The sequence below is a fragment of the Methylobacterium sp. W2 genome (assembly GCF_020662345.1).
GTDB lineage: Bacteria > Pseudomonadota > Alphaproteobacteria > Rhizobiales > Beijerinckiaceae > Methylobacterium.
Window position 1 is genome coordinate 1 of record NZ_VMOA01000036.1, and the last position, 21,759, is coordinate 21,759.

Annotated in this window: 20 protein-coding genes; 10 read left to right on the forward strand and 10 right to left on the reverse strand. The window is 69.9% G+C overall.

The annotated features are described in order from the left end of the window. The coding region (locus FPV16_RS18440; RefSeq protein WP_227439835.1) for a peptidoglycan-binding domain-containing protein at positions 1–597 on the forward strand (597 nt) is incomplete at its 5' end. Positions 598–924: 327 nt separating this feature from the next. Here FPV16_RS18440 and FPV16_RS18445 read toward each other — a convergent pair. From FPV16_RS18445 to FPV16_RS18455, 3 genes are all read right to left on the reverse strand, one after another. Continuing rightward, the gene (locus tag FPV16_RS18445) at positions 925–2,958 is read right to left on the reverse strand and encodes a YgiQ family radical SAM protein (protein ID WP_227439836.1); all 2,034 of its coding nucleotides are present in this window, start codon (positions 2,956–2,958) and stop codon (positions 925–927) included. A gap of 213 nt (positions 2,959–3,171) precedes the next feature. Next, a protein-coding gene (locus FPV16_RS18450; RefSeq protein WP_156467730.1) for an IS5 family transposase occupies positions 3,172–3,941 on the reverse strand; the annotation gives its coding sequence in 2 pieces (ribosomal slippage) (positions 3,172–3,626 and positions 3,626–3,941; 771 coding nt in all). Between the two features lie 14 nt (positions 3,942–3,955). Next, on the reverse strand, positions 3,956–4,429 hold the full coding sequence (locus tag FPV16_RS18455) for a hypothetical protein (RefSeq protein WP_227439837.1): 474 nt from the start codon (positions 4,427–4,429) through the stop codon (positions 3,956–3,958). A gap of 93 nt (positions 4,430–4,522) precedes the next feature. Between FPV16_RS18455 and FPV16_RS18460 the strand changes: the two genes are divergently transcribed. Both FPV16_RS18460 and FPV16_RS18465 read left to right on the forward strand, forming a co-directional pair. Beyond that, positions 4,523–5,662: a diguanylate cyclase domain-containing protein gene (locus FPV16_RS18460; RefSeq protein WP_227439838.1), complete on the forward strand. Its 1,140-nt coding sequence runs from the start codon at positions 4,523–4,525 to the stop codon at positions 5,660–5,662. A gap of 68 nt (positions 5,663–5,730) precedes the next feature. After that, positions 5,731–6,072 carry a DUF1491 family protein gene (locus FPV16_RS18465; RefSeq protein ID WP_227439839.1) on the forward strand — a complete coding sequence of 114 codons (342 nt, stop codon included), beginning with the start codon at positions 5,731–5,733 and terminating at the stop codon, positions 6,070–6,072. Between the two features lie 24 nt (positions 6,073–6,096). Here FPV16_RS18465 and FPV16_RS18470 read toward each other — a convergent pair whose 3' ends face one another. From FPV16_RS18470 to FPV16_RS18485, 4 genes are all read right to left on the reverse strand, one after another. Next, entirely contained in the window at positions 6,097–7,230 is a 1,134-nt protein-coding gene (locus FPV16_RS18470) for a DUF2336 domain-containing protein (RefSeq protein ID WP_227439840.1), read from the reverse strand. A 107-nt stretch (positions 7,231–7,337) separates the two neighbouring features. Beyond that, the gene (locus tag FPV16_RS18475; RefSeq protein ID WP_227439841.1) at positions 7,338–8,918 is read right to left on the reverse strand and encodes a heme biosynthesis protein HemY; all 1,581 of its coding nucleotides are present in this window, start codon (positions 8,916–8,918) and stop codon (positions 7,338–7,340) included. A gap of 141 nt (positions 8,919–9,059) precedes the next feature. After that, positions 9,060–11,312, reverse strand: a complete 2,253-nt coding sequence (locus tag FPV16_RS18480) for a hypothetical protein (protein WP_227439842.1) — start codon at positions 11,310–11,312, stop codon at positions 9,060–9,062. Positions 11,313–11,414: 102 nt separating this feature from the next. After that, positions 11,415–12,167, reverse strand: coding sequence for a uroporphyrinogen-III synthase (locus tag FPV16_RS18485; RefSeq protein ID WP_227439843.1), 753 nt, complete (start codon positions 12,165–12,167; stop codon positions 11,415–11,417). 141 nt (positions 12,168–12,308) lie between these two features. On the opposite strand from FPV16_RS18485, the gene tsaD reads away from it, so the two are divergent. Genes tsaD through FPV16_RS18510 form a run of 5 tightly spaced genes read left to right on the forward strand, consistent with a single transcriptional unit; the run spans position 12,309 to position 16,191 of the window. Beyond that, the gene (tsaD, locus tag FPV16_RS18490; protein WP_227439844.1) at positions 12,309–13,352 is read left to right on the forward strand and encodes a tRNA (adenosine(37)-N6)-threonylcarbamoyltransferase complex transferase subunit TsaD; all 1,044 of its coding nucleotides are present in this window, start codon (positions 12,309–12,311) and stop codon (positions 13,350–13,352) included. 7 nt (positions 13,353–13,359) lie between these two features. Beyond that, complete coding sequence (locus tag FPV16_RS18495; protein WP_227439845.1) at positions 13,360–14,277, forward strand: GNAT family N-acetyltransferase; 918 nt, start codon at positions 13,360–13,362, stop codon at positions 14,275–14,277. After that, on the forward strand, positions 14,274–15,263 hold the full coding sequence (locus FPV16_RS18500) for an NAD(P)H-dependent glycerol-3-phosphate dehydrogenase (RefSeq protein WP_227439846.1): 990 nt from the start codon (positions 14,274–14,276) through the stop codon (positions 15,261–15,263). Before FPV16_RS18495 ends, FPV16_RS18500 begins: the two co-directional genes overlap by 4 nt. A gap of 2 nt (positions 15,264–15,265) precedes the next feature. Beyond that, positions 15,266–15,724, forward strand: coding sequence for an opioid growth factor receptor-related protein (locus tag FPV16_RS18505; protein WP_227439847.1), 459 nt, complete (start codon positions 15,266–15,268; stop codon positions 15,722–15,724). Positions 15,725–15,774: 50 nt separating this feature from the next. Continuing rightward, positions 15,775–16,191, forward strand: coding sequence for an EVE domain-containing protein (locus FPV16_RS18510; RefSeq protein WP_227439848.1), 417 nt, complete (start codon positions 15,775–15,777; stop codon positions 16,189–16,191). A 29-nt stretch (positions 16,192–16,220) separates the two neighbouring features. Here FPV16_RS18510 and FPV16_RS18515 read toward each other — a convergent pair whose 3' ends face one another. After that, positions 16,221–17,111 carry an alpha/beta fold hydrolase gene (locus FPV16_RS18515; protein ID WP_227439849.1) on the reverse strand — a complete coding sequence of 297 codons (891 nt, stop codon included), beginning with the start codon at positions 17,109–17,111 and terminating at the stop codon, positions 16,221–16,223. Between the two features lie 173 nt (positions 17,112–17,284). Here FPV16_RS18515 and FPV16_RS18520 point away from each other — a divergent pair, with 173 nt between their 5' ends. Continuing rightward, entirely contained in the window at positions 17,285–18,190 is a 906-nt protein-coding gene (locus FPV16_RS18520; RefSeq protein ID WP_227439850.1) for a LysR family transcriptional regulator, read from the forward strand. A gap of 39 nt (positions 18,191–18,229) precedes the next feature. Here FPV16_RS18520 and FPV16_RS18525 read toward each other — a convergent pair whose 3' ends face one another. Together FPV16_RS18525 and FPV16_RS18530 are read right to left on the reverse strand one after the other, a co-directional pair. Continuing rightward, entirely contained in the window at positions 18,230–18,892 is a 663-nt protein-coding gene (locus FPV16_RS18525) for a response regulator (protein WP_227439851.1), read from the reverse strand. Then, positions 18,889–20,364 carry an ATP-binding protein gene (locus tag FPV16_RS18530; protein WP_227439852.1) on the reverse strand — a complete coding sequence of 492 codons (1,476 nt, stop codon included), beginning with the start codon at positions 20,362–20,364 and terminating at the stop codon, positions 18,889–18,891. The genes FPV16_RS18525 and FPV16_RS18530 overlap by 4 nt, the downstream gene beginning before the upstream one ends. Positions 20,365–20,697: 333 nt before the next feature. Here FPV16_RS18530 and FPV16_RS18535 point away from each other — a divergent pair, with 333 nt between their 5' ends. Beyond that, positions 20,698–21,723, forward strand: coding sequence for a hypothetical protein (locus tag FPV16_RS18535; protein WP_227439853.1), 1,026 nt, complete (start codon positions 20,698–20,700; stop codon positions 21,721–21,723). Positions 21,724–21,759: the final 36 nt, after the last annotated feature.

The following is a 21,759-nucleotide window of genomic DNA, read 5'->3' on the forward strand; positions in this document are numbered from 1 at the left end:
GCGTCGGCCATCGGCGGTTTCGGTCGGCTCTGCCTGCGCAGGCCCGGCGAAGTTCTCGGCTCGGTCGTCGCCATCGGCGCGGTGGCGGCCGTCGCCATGAATGCGCTGGGCTACCAGGGGGGACGCCACCCGGCGCCGCTCTTCCCTACCCTCGGCAAGGGCACCGCCGCCAAGCCCACGGCCGGTCCGTCGCCTGAACCGGTCAAGATCGCGGAGGCCCCGCCGCGCAGGATCGAGACGCCGAAGGTCGAGGCTGCGCCCGAGCCCAAGCCCGCGCCGGCGATCGAGGCGGCGAGACCCGCGCCCAAGCCGGCGTCAGCCGCGCCCTCCACCAAGCGCGACGTCATTGCGGACATCATCAAGGCCGGGGAAACCACGGCCTCGGTGACGCCGAAACCCGATCAGGCCGTGGCGCAGGCGCAGCGGGCCCTGGTGAAGCTCGGATACGGACCGCTCGTCGCCGACGGCGTCCTCGGCCCCGGAACACGGGCGGCCATCGAGAAGTTCGAGCGCGACCGCAAGCTGCCGGTCAAGGGCGTCGCCGCCGGCCGTACCTTGCGCGAACTCGCCTCCCGCGCCGGTTCGACCAAGGGGTAGCGGCAAGGAATCCGGCGTTCGGAAGCCGCTCGCGGTCTCCGCGAGGCTACTGGATTCACACATCTGCTGGACAGCCGTTCCCTCGATCCAAGAGGGTTCGCATGAGGCGCAGCGGAACTCCCTCTCCTGGAAGGAGAGGGCTGGGGTGAGGTGTGGTCCACATCCGGAGAGGTCGCACACCTCACCTTCCAGGAGAGGGGAACCGCGACGCTCGTGAGCTGTGTGAATGCCATAGCTCAGCGAGGGGTGGCGTTCCGGTTGGTCCGCCTCGGCGCATAGAGCCTCGAAAGCCCCTCGAAGTATCCGGCTATCGGACGGACGAAACCGTCATTTCCGCAGGGGCACGCCCTTGGTGGTGAAGCGCGGCGCGCCCGGGTGGCGCATGGGGCGCGGCTGGCCTCCCGGCTTACCCGAGCCCGTTCCCGGCGGCTGCGAGAACGGAATGAGCTGGTCCGGCCTCGGCCCGATGAGATCGGCGCGGCCCATCGCCCGCAGCGCCTCGCGCAACAGGGGCCAGTTCTCGGGGTCGTGGTAGCGCAGGAACGCCTTGTGCAGGCGGCGCTGCCGCATCCCCTTGATCGCGTCGACCGGCTCGCTGCCGCCGCGCCGCACGCCCTGCAGCGGGTTGATCTCGGTGTGATACATGGTCGTGGCCGTCGCCATGGGCGAAGGCAGGAAGGTCTGGACCTGATCGGCGCGATAGTCGTTCTTCTTGAGCCAGACGGCGAGGTTCATCATGTCCTCGTCGGTCGTGCCCGGATGCGCCGCGATGAAATACGGGATCAGATAATATTTCTTGCCGGCTTTCTTGGCGGCGGCGTCGAACATCTCCTTGAAGCGGTCGTAGGTACCGATTCCCGGCTTCATCATCAGGTCGAGGGGGCCGCGCTCGGTGTGCTCGGGCGCGATCTTGAGACGGCCACCGACATGGTGGGTCACGAGTTCCTCGACGTATTCCGGGCTTCGGACCGCGAGATCGTAGCGCACGCCGGAGGCGACCATCACCTTCTTGACGCCCTCCACCTCGCGGACCTTGCGATAGAGCCGGATCAGGTCGTCATGCGAGGTGTTCAGGTTCGGGCAGATGTCCGGAAAGACACAGGACGGCAGCCGGCACGCCGCCTCGATCTTCGGGTCCTTGCAGGCCATCCGGTACATGTTGGCCGTGGGTCCGCCGACATCCGAGATCACGCCGGTGAAGCCGGGTGTCTTGTCGCGGATCAGCTCGATCTCGCGCAGGATCGAGCCCTCCGAGCGGTTCTGGATGACGCGGCCCTCGTGCTCGGTGATGGAGCAGAAGGTGCAGCCGCCAAAGCAGCCGCGCATGATCGTCACCGAAAACTTGATCATGTCCCAGGCGGGGATCTTCGCGTCGCCGTAGGCGGGATGGGGCGCGCGGGCGTAGGGCAGATCGTAGACCGCATCCATCTCCTCGCTGGAGAGTGGGATCGGCGGCGGGTTCAGCCACAGGTCGCGGTCACCGTGGCGCTGGACGAGGGGGCGGGCGTTGCCGGGATTGGCCTCCCGGTGCAGCACCCGCGAGGCGCGGGCATAAGCCTCCTTGTCGTCCTTGACCTCGTCGTAGGCGGGGAGGCGGATCACGGTCTCGCCGGGGCGGCGCATGGCGGCCTCGTCGGCCGAGTCGAGATCGTCGGCGGGCAGCTCGGTGTAATGCTCGGGCACGCGGCGGAACAGGGCCACGCCCCGGACCGAGTCGAGCTCGTTCGGCGCCGCGCCGGCCGCGAGGCGGTTCGCCACCTCGACCACGGCGCGCTCGGCATTGCCGTAGAGGAGGAGATCGGCCTTGGCGTCCGCCAGGATCGAGCGGCGCACCTTGTCGGACCAGTAATCGTAATGGGCGATGCGGCGCAGCGAGGCCTCGATGCCGCCGAGGATGATCGGCACGTCCTTGTAGGCCTCGCGGCAGCGCTGCGTGTAGACGATGGTGCAGCGGTCCGGGCGGGCGCCGCCTTCCCCGCCCGCCGTATAGGCGTCGTCGCTGCGCAGGCGACGGTCCGCCGTGTAGCGGTTCACCATCGAATCGAGATTGCCGCCGGTGACGCCGAAGAACAGCCTCGGCCGGCCCAAGGCCTTGAACGGCTCCGCCGATTGCCAGTCGGGCTGGGCGATGATGCCGACCCGGAACCCTTGCGATTCGAGCAGCCGGCCGATGATGGCCATGCCGAAGCTCGGATGATCGACATAGGCGTCCCCCGTCACCAGGACGATGTCGCAGGCATCCCAACCGAGCGCGTCCATTTCGGCGCGGCTCATGGGCAGGAACGGCGCCGCCTTCCCGTAAAGCGGCAGCTTGCAGGCGATGGGAGCCGGGGATCGACTCGCGGAAGCTTGGAGGTCCATGGGCCGTGCATAGACCGCCGAGGCTCAGAGCTCAACGAAGAGCGAGAAGGCCGGGCGCCGCGCCCGCATCGGAGCGGATGAGATTGGCTTTCCGTTCGCACTGCAAGCGGAAAAGCGGCACGGGCCGGGATCGAACACTTCAGCCGCCGACAAGGCTTACCGCGCCGATTGGCTGCGCGCTCACCTTTCAAAAATTGGCACGATTAGAGCGTGTCATCGCTTGAGCCAATCGAGTGCGGCGGCGAGGTAGAGGATGCCCATGAAGCTGGCGGCTGTCTTTTCGTAGCGTGTGGCGATGGCCCGCCATTCCTTGAGCCTGGCCCAGAGGCGCTCGACTTGGTTGCGGTTGTTGTAGATCCAGTCCGGGCAGGCGACGGGTGCCTCATGGCGCTGCGGCGGGATCACGGGCCGTGCGCCCATGGTCCAGATGTGCTCGCGGAAGGCGTGGCTGGTGTAGCCACGGTCGCCCACGACCCACTTCGGCACGCTGGGCAGCCCGTCGAGCAGCGGCACCGCATGGGGCAGCTCATGGGCCTGACCGGGCGCCAGCCGGAAGGCGATGGCGCGGCCCCGCCCGTCGGCGATCACGCAAGCCTTGGTGCCATAGCCGCCACGCGAGCGGCCAAGTGCTTCACGATGATCTCGCTCGGCCGCAGATCCCCCCTTTTGGCGGCCCCGGCCGCCTTTTGGTGAGCCCGCACGTTCGTGCCGTCGAGGAACACCATTCCGAGTTGGACACCGCGCTCCTGCACCAGGCTGAGCAGCCGCTCCCAGACACCGGCCCGGGACCAGCGAATGAAGATCTGGGCAGCCCGCCACCACGGACCCAGTTCCTCCGGGATCGCCCGCCATTTGGCCCCGTTCTGATGCCGCCAGAGGATCGCCGAGAGCGTGCGTTGCAGGTGCTGCGGTGGCGTCTTGGCCTTGGGCCGGCAGGCCTCGACCAGCGGCTCCAGTTCAGACCATTGCGCATCGCTCAGCATCGTCCCTCCCGCAATCAGAGAGACGAAAACGCAAAACGCGCCAATCCGTTCAAGCGACGACAGGCCCTAGAAGGATTTTCAGCAAGTGCGATATGAATTACAATATTAGATATGACAAGTGCTGCTAGGAAAAGTCGCGCTACCGCGAACACCGGCGCGTCGAGGCTACCTTCTTCCGCATCGACGGCGTCCGTCGTCTTGCCAGCCGGTACGACAAGCTGACCGGCAACGATGACTTCGTCCTCGCGCTCGCCGCCATCATCATCGTCCGGTGCCGATCGAATCCAGACCCGATCTACTGACGCGAACCGTGTCCCATCATCGCATATTAACCAATTTGCTGTTGACAGAGCATCGGTCACGCAGGGATCGGCATCCGCGGTATGACGCGACACGAAATGGTGGGATCGATCGGCGGCCCTGCAAGGCCGATCCTGCCGGAACCTGAATTCTCGGAATGCTGTCGGATCGCGCGGGCGCTCTTCCATGCCGCGGCCGCCTCCGTCTGTCTTCGCGGAAATTCCCGGACCTGGACGGATCTTGGTTCCGATGCCGGCCCCCAACTGAGGAATGCGGCTGAGATGGCCGATGGACGGCCCGATTGGGACTGGCCCGTGCTCTGGTGCGACGACATGCGAACCGACCCGGCCTTGACCGGATGGCTGCCGGCCAGGAACGCCGAGATCGGCTTTTTTGCGAGCGCCCCGTTCGGTCCAGATCAGATCGGCCGGCTGTCCGTGCTGGATACCCGTCCGCAAGCCGGCTCGGCCGAGAAAATCAGGCTCCTGACCGACCTCGCCGCCATGGCCGGGCAGATCTACGACCTGGCCCGCGCCGTACGCGGGGCCACGGAGCGGGAGGCGGAGTTTCGTCACCTCGCGGAAATGTCCACCGATACGATCATTCGCGGCAATCTCGACGGTGTCCGCCTCTACGTCTCACCCTCCATCCGGGCGCTGCTCGGATACGAGCCGGAAGAACTCGTGGGACGCAAGGCGATCGATATCGCCCACCCGGACGATATCCCGAGCTTCCGGCGGTTCATGCAGAGCGTGCGCGACGGTCATATCGACGTCGCCGTCATCGAACTGCGTCTCCAGCACAAGAACGGCGCGTGGGTCTGGATGGAAGCCTCCCTGCGCTTGAGCCGCGATCCTGATACGCAGGCCCCGAACGGCTACGTCGTCTCAGTTCGCGATGTCGGGCGGCGCAAGCTGCTGGAAGAGCGACTGGAACAGCTTGCGTCCTTCGATCCTCTCACGGGCCTGCCCAATCGGTCGCAGTTCAGCCAACGCCTTCAAGCCGCGCTCGACCGCTCGAGCCGCATCGGCGAAAGCGTTGCGCTGTTCTACATGGACCTCGACAACTTCAAGGGTATCAACGACACGATGGGGCATGCGGCCGGTGACAGCGTTCTGAAGGTCTGTGCGGCCCGTCTGCGCGCTGAGCTGAGGCAATGCGATTTCGTTGCCCGCCTCGGAGGTGACGAGTTCACGGCCATCCTGACCGCCGGTGAACCGGAACTGCCCGAGTTGGCCCAGCGCCTCGTATCCGCGGTCAGCGTGCCGATCCCTTACGGCGGCCAGGAGTTTCGTGTCGGCCTGAGCGTCGGCATCGCCCGCGCGCCGTGCGATGGCACATCTCCGGACGTCCTGCTGTCTGCCGCCGACCGAGCGCTTTATCGGGCCAAAGCCGCCGGCCGGAATACCTTTCGGTTCTGAGCGCCTTCTCTGTCGGCCCTCCTTCAGGCGCGGTCCCCGCGCCACGCCTTCGGTGCTATAGGCGGGCCATGCCTCGCCTGCGCTCCGACTTCTGGGTCTCGGCCCATCTCCGCCGTCTCGCCGTCGAGGGGATCGACGCGGTGCAGCGCCGGCGCGGTGCGCCCGAGGCGGGCGCGATCTTCGTGAAGGTCGATCGCCTGGATGGCCGGGCCGATCTCTATGGGCCGGCCCCGCAATCCCTCGTCGATACCGGGGATGGGGGCGATCGCAGCTTCGTCCAGGTGATGAGCGAAGCCTCGCCGCCCGATGTCGAACTCCGCCTCGGCAAGGAACTGCGCTTCGACGACGACCTCTGGATCATCGAGATCGACGACCGCGCGGGGCGCCACCATCTCGATCTCGCCGAATAGGACGAGGCGCGCCCCGGCGGATTGTCAGTTCGACGCCGATTGCCTGACCCGGCCCGGAAGGGCAGGGCGGAGCGGGGCGCGCTCTGTGGATGCCGGCGCCATGCGCGGGCGGGCGGCATCGGGGGCCGTGTAGGGCTGGTGGGCGGTGCCGCCGTTGAGCCGCTCGGGCAGCGGCTTGTCGAGGACGCCGCTGAGAAGGTCGCGGGCCGCGCCGCGCGGGATGGTGCGGAACAGCTTCACCAGATCGTAGACCCGGTCCACCGACCGCGCCACGGTCTCGTTGAGGGTGAGGAAGACATAGACCGCCTCTTCCTCGTGCAGCCCCGCCGCGCGAAGGGCGAGGGTGAGGAGTTCGTAACGCTGGCTCGGGTCCGGCGTCGCCGCGAGGAAGTTGCGCTGCAGGCCGAGCATCTCGGCGAGAGCCGCGACGAAGCCGGCGACATCGTTTCGGCCCGAGAAGCCGGTGAGGACGGCGCCCGCCTCGCGCGGCATGGGGGGGGAGGGCCGAAGCGCCGCTCGCGAACTGATCGCCCGGCCGATCGCCTCGCGCAGCTCTTCGTCGGCGAAAAGAAACAGCGGCGCCAGATCCCCCGGGGCGAGGTCGGGGCGGGCGAGGAGCGCCTGGGCCAGGTCGGGCTTCGTCCGCGCACGGCCGACGAGGAGGGCGACGGTGGTGCCCTGAAGGGCGAGCTGCCAGTTCTCGGCCAGGGCGAGATCGATGGCGGCCACGTCGCGCGAGGCCATCTCTTCGATGAGGCTGCGGCTCAGATCGGCCCTGCGGGCGATGGCGACGGCGATGTCGGAGCCGTCGGCGAGGGCGGCTTCGATGACGCGGGCCGACAGGTCCGGCGCCTGCGCGATGATGAGATCCCTGATCTCGCCGCCGCGCGCGGCGAGCGCCGCCAGCACGGATTGCGGGGTCGCGGGGAAGGGCGCCAGCTTGCGCGCCACGATCTCCGCCGTCTCGTCGTCGACCGTCGGGATCAGACCGCCGGCGAGGGATTCGAACGCCTCCACCGTCTTCCGGTCCCGCACCGAGGCGGTGAGGAACAGATCGGTCTGCACCCGGAGGATGACAGGTTTCAGATCGAGGTCACCGAGACGCGACAGTTCGATCAGGCCGGAGAAGTCCGGCGCATCGTCGAGAGATGGGGACATGGCACTTCGTTTACGCAGAACTCGCTGGACACAGCTTTAGCGAGCTTGCGTGAACCGACCTTTAAAGGGCGCCGCCGCGACGGCGCCCTTCCTGCCCCATTGCGGGATCAGCCGACGAGCCGAGCCTTGGATTCGGGCGCGGCATCGGGCCCCTTCGGCGGCGGAAACACCACCGGCGTCGCAGCCCCCGTGGCCATCGGGCCGGTCACGGGAGCCGAGGGCTTCGAGGCTATCGTCGCTCCGTTCACGGCGACGGGTTCGGCGGGCTTTGCCGGTGCGGCTGCGGGCGTCGTCACCGGGGCCGGCATCTCCGTGCCCGGAATCGAGGTCGTGAGCGCGGGCTGGCTGCGGTCGTCCCTGTCGTCGAGATCGCCGGTCACATCGTTGCCGGACGGGCCTTCGAGCAGCTCGGTCGGTGCCTTCCAGACGAAGGCGTCGAGATGGCCGGTGACCGGCGAGACCGGCGCCCAGCGCTCGGAGGCGACCCCGTCGGCGATCCACATCGGGTCGCGCGGGGCATGGGCGGCGCGGGCCAGCCATTCGCGCGCCCGGCCGGAACCGGCACCGTGCTCGGCTTCCTCGACCTTCGCCATGGCGAGGCAGGCGCGCACCGTCGGGCGGTCGGCGAGAAGAGGCGACAGGGCCTCGCGCGCCTTGCCGAATTCCTGCGCTTCGAGGGCCGCCTGCGCCAGAGCGAGGCGGGCTTCGGGATGCCAGGTGGAGATCCGGGCCAGGTTTTCGGCCCGGGCCAGACGGTCGCGTACGGAATCGCCGACACGCAGGCCGAGATAGACCTTGGCGAGATCCGGATGGGGATTGGCGCGCCAGGCCGCCTCGACGATCTTGGCGGCCTTCTTCAGGTCGCCGCGCCGCGCCAGGAGGCGCCCGGCGACGCAGGCGGCGGGGACGAGGTTCGGCGCCAGCTTGACGGCGTCGAGGGCACGCTGCGTCGCCGCCTCGGGCTCGCCCGCCTCGCGGGTCTGGGCGGCGGCGGTGAGGAGCACGGCGCGCTGGCGGCGGGCGAGCCCCTTCTCGATGAGGCCCGAGGAGGCGCGGCGCTCCACCGTCTGGACAGCACCGCTCCAATCGCCATCGGCACATTGCGCTTCGAGCATGGCCTCGTTGGCCCAGGTGACGCTGGGGGCGAGGCGCGCGGCCTCGGCGGCATAGGCGCGGGCGGCGACGTCGTCCTCGCGGCGGCGCGCTTCGACGAAGAGACCGCGCAGGCCCAGGACCCGCGTCTCGGGGTCGTTGGCCATGCGTTGGAACGCCTGTTCCGCCGCTTCGCGGTCGCCGGAGATCTGCGCCGCCTGCGCCTTCAGCAGAAGCGCCAGGGGCTCGGCGCCGAGCAGGCGCTCGGCATCGCTGGCATGGCGCCGTGCCGCGAGCGGATCGCCCGAGCCGACCGCCACCATGCCACGCGAAAGCGCGGAAAAGCCCTTGGCCCGGCGCCGCTCCTTGGAACCGCGGACCAGGGTCTCGGGCAGGGTGATGATGCCCCGCACGATGGCCCAGATGAAGCCGATGACGATGGCGGCGATGAAGACGCCGATCAGGGCGATGGCGAGGCTGGTGGCGAGTTCGTAGCCGTTCCAGACGATGGTGACCGTGCCGGGGCGGTCGGCGATCCACGTCGCCCCGAAGGCGGCGAGGGCGAGAAGGGCTAGGAAGGCGAGGGCGCGCCACATGGGATCACGAACTCCGGAAGGTGGCGTCGGCCGGGGAGGGGACGCGCGTATCGGGAAAGGCGGGCGCGCCGCGCCCACATATTATGATGATCGAGTTGGCCTCGTCCGGCATTCCGGACGGCGGAGCCGGAGGGGCGATCCTCACCGGGCGGTGCCGGTGGAGGGCAGCGCCTTAAACGCATCCGCCAGCAGCGCCTGCGCGGCGTCACCCGCCGCGGCGCGCGAGGCGAGCTTGGTGCCGAACTCGCCGGACTGTGCGCGCACATCCTCCGGCAGGCCGGCGAACGCCTTGGCCGCCTCGGCGATGGCGCCGCGATCCAGGGCATCCTGCACCTTCGGCACCGCGTCGTCAGCCACGGCCTCGCCGGGTGCGGCGGGAGCGTCGACCTTGCGGACCTGGACGATGGATTCGGCCATGCTCATCAGGCGCTGCTTGATATCGCCGGTCTCGGCCACCGATTTCGCCTGCGCCGCCTTGCGGCTCGCGGCGATCCGCTCCGCGATGGGACGGAACTCGGCGGCGAGACTCCGCGCCGTCGGGGCGCCCTTGTCGGCGAAGGCCGCGACGGCGCTGAGGCGTGCCGGATCACCGGGTTCGGAGCTGCGCAGGGCCGCCAGCGCATCGGCATAGGGCGAGCCGGTGTTCAGCGCGCCGACGATGCGATCGGCCGCGACGACCCGCATGGCGGCCTGCAGGCTAGAGGCCTCCGCACGGGTGGCCACGGCCTTGTCGAGGCCGGCGATCTTGTCGGATTGCGCCTGGAAGAGGCGCTCGACGCCCTTCGCGGCTTCCGCCGCCTGCGTCTTGTTGGCGTCGACCGCCTGCTGGCTCGCCTGCGTCGCCGCCTGGACCGCCTCGGTCGCCGCTTTCACCCGCGCTTCCAGCGTCTGCTGAAGGCTGGCGAGTTTCTGGGTCAGGGCCTCGTCCGCCTCGGAACTCGCTTTGGTCCGTTTCTCGAGATCCCCCTTCAGAGCGGTGACCTGACTGGCCAGGGTCTCGTCGACCGCAGGCTTGGTCGCGCTCTCCACCTTGCCTTCGACGGCCTTCAGCCTGTCGTCGAGACCGGACAGCGCCTGGGGCGAGAGGGCGGTGAGGGCGGCGTTGCCGGACTGGTCGCGGCCCGGCTCCTCCTGCAGGGCGGCCACGCGCTGGTCGAGCCCGTCGAGGCGGGCGACGAGATCCTGCGGCAGCGCCGCCGCCGGGGCGGACCCCTCGGCCGGCGGGCTCGCCGAGACGGCGCCTGCTTTCTGCAAGGCATCCTTGGCGGCCGCATCGGCCGAGCGGATCGCCTCCGGCAGGGGCTTCAGGACGGCCTCGTTGGCGCCGATGCGCTTGTCGAGGGCGGCAAGCGCATCCCTGGGCGCGAGCGTCGCGATCTTCTGGTCGAGGGCGGCGATGCGCCCGTCGTCACCGACGCCCAGGGCACCGGAACGCTCGACGGCAAAGAGCAGGCCCGCGCCGATGACGCCGCCGAGGAGCCCCGCCGCCGCCACCGAGCCGAAACCGGCACCGCCGCGCTTGGGTTCGGCCACGGCGACGGCCGGGCCGATTTTGGGAGTGGTCGAGCCTGCGGGCTTGGTGTCGGAGCCGGCGGGCTTGGTATCGGAGCCTGTGGGCTTGGCATCCGACGGGGACGAGGCCTTGTCCGGGTTCGTGGTGAAGGTGCCGGAGCCGGACGGCTTCGTCGCGCTCGACGCGGAGCCGGCCTTCGCGGCCTCGGTCGGATCGGGAACCCGCTTGGCCTTCAGATCGATGATCGGTCCATCGGTGAGATCCGCCTTCGACGGCATGGACTGAGCCCCGCTGCCGGATGGGCCGGTCTTCGGTGGCTCGGTCCTCATGGAAGACGGATTCGCGCCCGCAGCGCCCGGACCGGCGGCTTTGGGCGGCTCGGTCTTGAACGGCTCAGCCTTGGCGGGCTCGGTCTTGGACGGTTCGGTCTTGGACGGCTCGGGTTTGAGACCGCCGGCCTTGCCGGCATCGACGGTCGATGCCGTCGGCTTGGGCGGCTCGGATTTGACGGGCTCGGTCAGGGGGGCGGCCGCCTTCGCGGCATCGGGCTTCGCGTCGCCCGGCTTTCCCTCCAGGGGCTTGCCTTCCGCAGGCTTCGGAGCCGTCGAGACCGGCGGCACGGCGGGCTTCGGTGCATCGGTCCTGGCCGGCTGAGACGGCGATGCCGAAGATTGCATCGACGGCTTGACCGCGCCGGGGGGCGTGGCACCGAGAGTCGTGGAGCCGGGACCCGTCGTGCCGGGCTTGGTTGCTTCGGGCTTGACCGCCTCCGGCCTGATCGCCTCGGGCTTGCCTGCTTCCGGCTTGCCTGCCTCGGGTTTGGGGCCGTTCGGCCCCGTCGAAGTTCCCGGACCTTTTCCGTCGCTGTTGGATGGATTCACGGGCGTCTTGCTCCCTTCCCGACTTTCGTCTGCCGCATGAAGCAACCCCGGCGCGTAGCGCGCTCCGTTTGCCGCCCTGCGGTCACAGCGTATGCGTTCGTCCTAGCACCGAGGCCGCGGCCTCGGCGAGACCGCTTGTCGGAAACCTGATGTCAGGCCCGCGAGAAGCGACTCCTCGTTGGCCTGTTCCGCGACGAAATGAGGGGCGATCCCGGCCTGGACCAGGGGAACCGCCACGTCCGCCGACAAGCAGTAATGCCTGAGCGCCGCGAAAGCTCCGCCATATCCCGCTTGCCAAGCGAGTTCGCAAGCCGTCGCGGCGCTTCTTCGTGAGTAGTGCAGCACGCCTTCCAGCGTGGAAGGGGGACCGAGCGCCGTCGCTACGGCGGCGGGCAGGGAGGCCACCGGTCGCGCGCCATAGGCGATGTGGGTGGTCACCCGGAAGCCCGCTCCGGTCAGGGATGCCGCCGGTTCCGACTTGCGGTCCTCACCCGCCAGATGCAGGAGCGAGGCTCCCGGCGCGGCCTCCCGCCCCACGAGACCGACGAGATTGGCGGCGTTACCCTCCGCCGTTCTCACCGAAACGAATCCGCATGCGCGTGCCAGCGCCGCCGTCCGCGCGCCCACCACGAAGACGGGGATGGCGTGAATCCGCCGCCAGTCCGAGGCCTGCCGAAGCGCGTTCGCGCTGGTGACGAGAATGCCGTCGCATGCGCCCGGAGGCAGGGGCGCATCCGTCGCCTCGACCACGAGGACCGGCGCCACCAGGGGCTCGTAGCCCAAGGCGGCGAGCCGCCCGGCCGTGCGCGTGGCCCCCGGCTCGGGCCGCGCGATCCATATCCGCTTCGCCACCATCGCTCTGGATTCGCCCCTCGCCGCGGCGTTGGCAAGCCGCTTCGATGACACGTCGTGCTTGGCAGGCGCCCATCGTTGCCCTCGGGCGCCATGCCCGGCTAGGGTGGAGACCTCTTTTTCCGCGAACTCCAAAGCAGCGCCATGAACGTCCTCGGCATCGAAACGACCTGCGACGAGACGGCCGCCTCGATCGTCATGCCGGGCGAGGATGGGCGCGGCCGCATCCTTTCCAACGAGGTCCTGAGCCAGATCGCCGAACACGCGGCCTATGGCGGCGTCGTGCCCGAGATCGCGGCCCGCGCCCATGTGGAGGTCCTCGACCGCCTTGTGGCGCGCGCCCTCGATACGGCCGGGATGAAACTGTCGCAGATGGACGGCATCGCGGTGGCGGCGGGGCCGGGCCTGATCGGCGGGGTACTGATCGGCCTCGTCACCGCCAAGACCCTGTCGCTGGTGGCGCGAAAGCCCCTCATCGCGGTGAACCACCTGGAGGCGCATGCGCTGACGGCCCGGCTCACCGACGGCATCGGCTTTCCCTACCTGCTGCTGCTCGCCTCCGGCGGGCACACGCAGCTCGTGGCCGTGAAGGGGGTCGGCGATTACGTCCGCCTCGGCACCACCGTGGACGATGCCATCGGCGAGGCTTTCGACAAGGTGGCCAAGCTCCTCGGCCTCGGCTACCCGGGCGGCCCCGAGGTGGAGCGCATGGCCGAGACCGGCAACCCTGAGCGGTTCGCCCTGCCGCGCCCGATGCTCGGCCGCCGCGAGCCGAACTTCTCCCTCTCCGGCCTCAAGACCGCCCTGCGGATCGAGGCCGAACGGCTGACACCGCTCTCCAGCGCCGATGTCGCCGATCTCTGCGCCAGTTTCCAGGCGGCGGTGGTGGACGTGGTGGTGGACCGCGTCCGCGTCGCCCTGCGGGAATTCGGCGCCATCGCCGGCCATCCCACCGCCCTCGTCGCCGCCGGCGGGGTCGCCGCCAACGGCGCGATCCGGCGGGCGCTGACGACCCAGGCCAACGAGGCCGGCCTCGCCTTCGTGGCGCCGCCCCTGTCCCTCTGCGGCGATAACGGCGCGATGATCGCCTGGGCGGGGATCGAGCGCCTGCGCCTCGGCCTCGTCGACGATCTCACCGCCCCGGCCCGCGCCCGCTGGCCCTTCGCCGAGGCGGCGGCGGTTGCCTGAGGGTCTTTTGGCAGGGACCGTGCCGCCCGTCGCCCTGCAAAGGCGCTGGCGCGACCTCGTCGACCGGCGCCTGCCCCAGGCGGCCCGTGCCCGGCCGGACTGGCCGGTGCGCCTCGATCATTGCTTCGCGCGCATCCTCCTCGACAATGCCTGCGGCGGCCCCTGGCGCGAGAGCGTGGCCCCGCCGGCCTGGGCCAACATGCCGCCCGAACGCCTGGCCGTCGCCATCGATCTCGGCGAGGCGGTGCTGGCGGCGAAGGCCGATCTCGGGCTCCTGAACCGCCGCTCCCTCGCCTGGCGCGGCAAGATCAGGCGGGCGGTCCCCACCTCGACCCCCGCCTCGCTCACGGGGCAGGGTTTCGTCCTGCGGCGCTGGGTCCGGGCCGACGACGCGCCCTTCGCCGCGCTCAATGCCGATCCCGAGGTGATGCGGCATTTCCCCGCCACCAAGAACCGGGGCGAGAGCCTGATCGAGGCCAGAGCCATCGACCGGCGCTTCGAATCCGACGGGTTCGGGCCCTGGGCGCTCGACGTGCCGGGGGAGGGCTTCGTCGGCTTCGTCGGCGCCATGCGGTTGATCCGGCCGATGCCGTTCGCGGGCGGGGACGTCGCGGGCTCCGTGGTGGAGATCGGCTGGCGCCTCGCCCGGTCCGCCTGGGGGCGCGGTCTCGCCACGACAGCTGCACGACTCGCCCTCGCCGACCTGTTCGGGCGCTGCGGCGTGCCGGCGGTGGTGGCCTTCACGGCCACCGGCAACACACTGTCCCGGCGGGTCATGGAACGGCTCGGCATGGCCTTCTCCGAGGACTTCCTCCATCCCGCCCTGCCGGCGGACCACCCCCTCCAGCCGCACGTGCTCTATCGCCTGATGGCGGACGGGTCGTTCGCCGAGGCGGACCAGGCGCCTGAGGATCATCGATCATGAGCGACCGGATTGCGGTGGTGGGCGGCGGCGCCTGGGGCACGGCGCTCGCCAACGCGGCGGCGGCCACGGGGCGGCCCGTGACCCTGTGGCTGCGCGACGCGGAGGCCGCCGCGCGGCTTCAGGCCAGCCGCGAGAATGCCCGCTACCTGCCCGGCGTGACGTTGCATGACGGTATCCGCGCCACCGGGGAGGCACGCGATCTCGCCGGGGCCGGCATCGTCCTGATCGTGACGCCGGCCCAGACTCTGCGCGGCGTTCTCGGAACCCTGCGTTCGTCCATCGATCCGCAGGCTTCCATCGTGCTCTGCGCCAAGGGGATCGAGCGCGGCAGCGACGCTTTCATGAGCGCGGTGGCCGCCGAGGCGATGCCCGGCGCGTCCGTGGCGGTCCTGTCCGGCCCGAGCTTCGCGGCGGATGTCGCCCGCAACCTGCCCACCGCCGTGACCCTGGCCGCGGAGGATGGCGCCCTTGCCGGCCGCCTTGCCGCCGCTTTGTCCGGCCCGGCTCTCCGCGTCTACCACACCGACGACGTGCGCGGCGTCGAGATCGGCGGGGCGGGCAAGAACGTGCTCGCCATCGCCTCCGGCATCGTCGCCGGGCGCGGCCTCGGCGAGAGCGCCCGCGCCGCCCTCATCGCACGGGCCTTCGCCGAGTTGATGCGCTTCGCACGCGCCTATGGCGGACGGCCCGAGACGCTGATGGGATTGTCCGGCCTCGGCGACCTCGTGCTCACCGCCTCCTCGCCGCAATCGCGCAATTTCGCCTTCGGCCAGCGTCTCGGCGCCGGGGCCACCCCGGAGGAAGCCTCCGGCGGCAAGCTCGCGGAGGGCGCCTTCACCGCCGCCGCGCTCATCGCCCTGGCACGCCGCAACACGGTCGAGATGCCGGTGGCCGAGGCGGTGGCCGCCATCGTCGCGGGGGAGGCCAGCGTCGACGCCGTGGTGGCGGGCCTCCTCGCCCGTCCCCTCAAGCGGGAGGCCGAATGAGCATGGGGCCGATTCACGCCTTCCTCGCCGGTCACGGACGCGACGGCGCGCGTCGCAGCCTCGCCGACATCCTCGCCTTCGACGACGCCCGGATCGAGGGCGTGCACGACTACATCCAGTGGTGTTTTCCGCTGAGCGAAGCCAGCCGCGCGGTGCCGGGCGCCCCGGTTCTCGGGCGCGACGAGGCCGAGGCGATCCGATCCGACGAGGCCGCCCGCGCCGGCCTGCGCGCGGCGCTCGCGCGGATGCGCCTGTTCTATACCCGCACCGACGGCTGGCTGCGCCCCTACGACCACAACCACCTGCGCATCACCCGGATCGTCACCGCGATCAGCAGTCTCCTCGGTCCCGCCGAGGCGGAGGCGTTCCACGCCTTCGTCACCGCGCGCAACGCGCAAGCCGGCTCGCCGATCAACGACGAAAGCCTGCGCTACTGGGGATCGGCCCTCCGCGACGCCTGACGGCCACGCTTTCCCGCGCTAAGGAGGCGCGACGATCGAAAAGGCGAGCGATGGCGTACTGGCTCTACAAATCCGAACCCAAGACCTGGTCATGGGACCAGCAGGTCGCGGCGGGGGAGCACGGCACGCCGTGGAACGGGGTGCGCAACCACGTCGCCAAGCTCAACCTCATGGCGATGCAGGTGGGCGAGCGCGGATTCTTCTACCATTCCAACGAGGGCAAGGCGGTGGTGGGGATCGTCGAGGTGATCCGCCCCTACTACCCCGACGACACCGACCCGACCGGCCGGTTCGGCATGGTGGATCTCCGCGCCGTCGAACCGCTGGCGCGCCCCGTGACCCTGGAGGCGATCAAGGCCGAGCCGCGCCTGAAGGCGATGGTGCTCGGAAACAATTCCCGCCTCTCGGTGCAGCCGGTGACGGCGGAGGAATGGGGGATCGTGCGGGAGATGGGCGGCCTCGGTTAGGGCTTTGCCCCCCTCATCCGATCCGGCGATCAGGCCGTCATGAATTGCGCCACGGCACGCTGGAACGCGTCCGGGGCTTCCTCGGCGACGAAATGGCCGGACTCCTCGACGATCACCGTTGTCAGGCTACTGGCCTCGCCCTTCAGCGCATCGGACAGTCGCGACCCGACACCGTAACGGCCGGCGATGGCCAGGACCGGCATGGTGAGGCGCTTCCCGGCGAAGGTGGCGGCCAGCGCCGCGTCGTCCCTGAGGGCACGGTAGTGGTTGAAACCCGCCCTCATGCCGCCGGGCGATGCGTAGTGCCGCGCGTACTCGTTGATCGCGTCCTCCGTGACGGCGTCCTTGCGGCGAGACCACGCCCTGATCTGTTCGCGGATATAGGCTCGTTCCCGACCGGCGGTGAGCATTTCGGGGATGTCGGGGGCCATGTGGAACCCATAGTGCCACGCCCCGCCGCGCAGCGAATCCATGTTCTCCGTTCCCGGCAGGAGGCAATCCACCAAAGCGAGCCGGGAGACGCGGTCGGGGTGACGATGCGCCAGGACGTAGGCCGCCTTGCCGCCCATGTCGTGTCCGAGCACGCGGGCGCGCCCACCCGCTTCGTGATCGATGAGGGCGCGGATATCCTCGGCGATGGTGCGTTTGTCGTAGCCCGAGACGGTGCGCTCGGAGAGGCCGAGGCCCCTGAGATCGGGGGCGATGAGGGTGAAGCGGTCGGACAAAGCCGCCATCGTGCCCCTCCAGGCCGCCCATGTCTGCGGCCAGCCATGCAGCAGGACCAGGGGCGGGCCGGACCCGGCGACGACGTAGTGCAGGCGGATGCCATTGAGCTGCGCGAAGCGACTGATCGCGCCCGGCGGCAGCACGCCCGCATCCAACCCGGAATCGGATGCGGCCGCGAGCGCGGGCCCGGTCATGAGATCGGGGAGGATCCCGAGCGCGACCGAGGCGCACGCGGCGGAACGGAAGAAGTCTCTGCGCTGGATCGGCATATCGGCATCCGTCATCGTCGTGATGCGGGATGGTTGTCCGCCATCGATGCAGTGTCTAGGCGATGGACAGCGCTCGTTGCCATAACCGGGGGTTATGCATGGACCTCACCGTCGCCCTGCGGGCCTTCATCCGCACCGTCGAGCGCGGTTCGATGACGGCCGCTGCGCAGGATCTCGGCATTTCGCAGCCGGCAGTGAGCAAGCTCCTGCGCAATCTCGAGGCCCATACGCGAGCCCGGCTGCTGGAGCGGAACTCCCGCGCCGTCAGGCCGACCCCCGTGGGTCTGCGTCTCTACGAAGCCTCCAACGGTGCCCTCGCCACCATCGACGCGGCGATCGACGAAGCTCGCAACGAGGCCGGGATGATCGGAGGCTCCCTGCGCGTGCATGGCCCGGTCTGCCTGGGAGAAAGCCGCCTCCACCGGATCGTCGCCGACTTTCAGGATCGGCACCCGGCCGTCTCGGTCCGCCTGACCCTCGAGAACCGCTCGGCCGATCTCATCCACGAAGGCTTCGATCTCGCCATCCGCATGGGCCGCCCGGTCGACCAGGAGGCGATCCTGCGTCGGATCGGGCTGGTCCAGCGCATCCTCGTCGCGGCACCGTCGTATCTCGAGACACGGGCTTCGGTCACCGAGCCGCACAATCTCCTCGATCACAGCCTCCTCGTCACCGACACGGTGCTGTCTCGGGCCGAGACGCTGCCCCTATGCCGGAACGGCGAGATCACCGAGGTCCCGGTGAGGCCGGTGCTGACGACCAACAACGCTCGTGTCCTCATCGACGCCCTGCTGTCGGGGCGTGGGATCGGGACGGCGCAGGTCCAACTCGTCGCGGAGGATCTGGCGAGCGGGCGTCTCGTCAGGGTCCTGGGCGATCACGAGATCCGCCCGACCGAGCTTTACCTGACCTATTCCTCGGCGAAGTTCCTACGGCCGGCGGTCCGCGCCTTCGTCGATTTCGCCGTCCCGGCCCTGCGCCGGATCGACGGCATCGTTTCGTGACCGGCACGCCCCCGCGCAGCGTCAGCAGCTCAGGGCGGTTCAGCCCTGCCGCTGCGCCTGGGTCACCGCCACGTGGATGAGTTCGGCCAGCGTCCGCACGCCGAGCTTCTGGCGCATCTGCGAGCAGGCGTTGGTGACGGTCTTGTAGCTCACCGACAGGTCGCTCGCGATCGCGCCGTAGGACTTGCCCTGGGCCAGGCGGGTGAGGATCTGCTGCTCGCGTGGGGTCAGCTGGCCTTCGGGCGTGCGGCGCGGGTCGGTGCGCAGCATGGCGACCTCGGTGGCCAGACGCCGGTCGAGATAGACCTGGCCGGCGCGGACCTTCTCGAACGCCTCGAACAATTCGATCGAGGCGTGGTCCTTGAGCACATAGCCCAAAGCCCCGGCCTCCAGGGCGCGCGAGACGATCACGGGATCGTTGTGCATGCTGAAGACGAGGATGCGGATGTCGGGCGAGGCACTGCGCATCCGGCGGATGAGATCGAGACCGGCGAGCCCGCTCCCCTGGAAGGTCAGGTCGCAGATCACCATCGAGGGGCGCAGGCGGAAGAACAGGCGATAGCCGGCCACCGTGCTGGTGGCCTCGGCGATCCGCTCGATTCCGGCGTCCTCGAGGACACGGCGGCAGCCCTGGAGGACGATCGGATGATCGTCGATCACGAGGACGGGCGCGTGGGTCGATGTCGGTGTGAACGCGTTCATACGGAAACGATCGGGCTCGTGTCCTCGGCCCGCTCGGGATCGAGCGGTATCGCTATCCGGACAACCGTCCCCGGCGCCGCGTTGTCAAGCCGAAATGTGCCGCTGAGGGCCTCCACGCGCTCGCGCATCCCCGATAAACCCATTCCGCCGCGAAAGCCGCCATCGAGGCTGGCGGATGGGGTGCCGTGGTCGGCGGGCAGGCCGGCGCCGTCGTCGCGGATGACGAGGTGCAGTTCGTCGGCGGCCGCGCGCTCGCTCGCCTCCACCGTGACCGTGCGTGCCGCGCCATGGCGCACGGCGTTGGTCATGCTCTCCTGGATGCAGCGGAACACCGTGAGATCGATGAGATCGCCGTAGCCGCGGGCGAGGTCGGTGAAGGTCCCCGAGAACGTCGTCCCCGGATGGCGGATGCGGAAGTTGCGCAGCAGCAGCTGCAGGCACTCGGCGAGCGGCACCTGGCCGAGGGCGTGCGGGCGCAGGCGGTTGAGAAGGTCGCGGTTGAGGCCCTGGACCTGACCGACGATGGTGCTGATCTCGTCGGCGCGGGCGGCGAGCTTGCTGCGGTCTGGCTCGGACGCGCCCTGCGCCATCCGGGTGACCGAGGCGGCGTTCGCCTCCAGGGCGAACAGGCAGGGGCCGAACTCGTCGTGGAGCTCGAGGGCCGTGCGGCGGCGCTCGTCGTCCTGGGCGGTGAGAAGCTGCCGGTTGAGGCGGCCGTTCGCGGCGCGTGCCTCGGCCAGCGCCCCGGCCACGCTGTTGAAGCGCTCGGCGATGACGGCCAGTTCGCGCGAGGCCGGCGGGTCGAGCCGCGCGGTGTAATCGTGCCGTTCGAGCTGGGTCAGCCCGTCGGCGAGCTGGGTCAGGGGGGCGAGAACCCGGCCGAAGGCGAGGTAGAGGGCGCCGAGCAGGCCGAGATTGAGGCACAGGCTCGCGAGCGAGAGGGAGACGGTATAGCCCCAGACCTCGTCGATCTCGTCGAGGGGTTCCGTGGTGATCAGCGCGGTGCCGATCCGCTGCTCCTGCGCCACGATGGGCAGATCGTCCCGCTGCGGCGTCGGGGCGATCAGGTCGGCGAACCAGCGCGGCGCCAGATGAGTCTCGCGGCGGGGGCGCGGAGTGGCGAGGGCAACCTTGCGCCCCTCGGCATCGAACACCGCGACCCGGACGTGGCGAAGCCCCTGGACGCGCAGTTCCAGCGTCTGGAGCAGGCGCGCGGGCGAATCCGACTGGGCGAGACCGATCGTATCGGAGACGATCAGCTCGATATTGGCGAGCGCCGCCTTCATCTCCACCTCCACCGCCGAGCGGGCGTTCACCACGATCAGGCTGAACGAGACGAGGGCGGCCAAGAGGTCGATGGCGAGGACGAGGACGACGAGGCGTGCCCGCGTCGGCAGGGCGGCCCAGGTCAGGCGGCGCGAGGCGCCCCTCGCCGTTTCCACGGGAGCAGGGCCGGGGGGAGACAGGGTCATCGTCGAGCGTACCGGGATGGATCGGGGGCGGTTTGGCGCTTGTAGCGATATCCCATCCGCCGGGAAGGCGCGCATCCGGGGCGGAGCGCACCGCGCCCGTTTCTCCCCGCCGCAAAGCCATCTGAAAATGGCCTCCGGCCTCAAGTCCTCGCCTTATACCGAGCGTTAAGCGCCGATGCTTTATCCAGATTGATGTGAGCGACGACACGGGCGTGACTGGCGAGATGTCCGAGGACATCTTTGTGCCCGAATGTCGGCCTCACGTCCGCTCTACGCCGTCGCGATTCCGTGACGGTCAAACGTTTTTTCGAGCAGTGTTAGAGAACTCGCCCGATGATGCAGGTTGCCATCGATCCGAGCGAACGGCGCGACGCCGGCTCCCGCGAGCCCGCTCCGGCCAAGCTTGGTCCAGCCAAGCCGGCGGCGGCGCGGCCGGTCAAGCCCGTGGCGAAGCCCGCTGGGCGCGGTCGCGTGATCGCCCTCGGGACGCTGGGCTGCGTGGCTGTGGCCGGCCTGTCCTACGCGGCCTATTCGGCGATGGGCAGCCTCGCCGGTCCGCAGGTGGTGCGGCCGAACCTCTACCAGATGCAGAAGGCGCAAGGCGCCCAGGCCAAAGCCGCCGATTGGCCCGACCTGCGTGACGGCGTGCCGGCCCTGGCCTCGGCCGCCGGATCGTCCGCGCCGGTGCGTGATCCCGGTATCCAGCTCGTGGAGAGGCGTGCCCTCGTCGAGGAGCCGGCGAAGGCCGAGACGGTGTCGAAGGTCCAGAATCCCGCATCCGTCGAAGCCGTTGCCAAGGTCGAAGCTCCCGCTCGGATCGAAGCCCCCGCGAAGGTCGAAGCTCCGGTGACGCTGGCGGCGGCGACGCCCGCTCCCCCCGTCGTGAAGGCCGAGGCGCCCCGCTCGAAGGCGCTGCCGCCGATCGAGCCGGTGAGTCTCGCCCTGCCGCCCAACGCGCTCTCGCCCATCGTGCCGAACCGCGTCGCCGCCGTGATCGCCCCGAGCGCGGCCCAGACGATCCGGGCGCGCGCGGCCGAGACCAGTTTCGCGTCCCTTCCCCCCGAGCCCGCCCGTGCCGCGGCGGTCACCGAGACGGTCAAGCCCAGCGCCAGCGTCGTCGTGAAGCCCGCCGTCGCCAAGCCGAGCGTGGCGGTGGCAAAGCCGAAGCCGGTCAAGGCCGCCAAGCCCGTGCAGGAGGCCAGTGCCGAACCCGCAGCGGCCCCCGTCGCGGCACCCGAACCGGAACAGAGCGAAATCTTCGGCCTGAAGGTGCCGTCCTTCGCCCCGGCCGGACGCAAGATCGCCGAGAGCGTGGAAGCCCTCGGCAACGCGGTGAAGAACCTGCCGAACCAGTTCTGATCGTCGATTGCGACGTCGAATGCGGGGGCTGCGGAC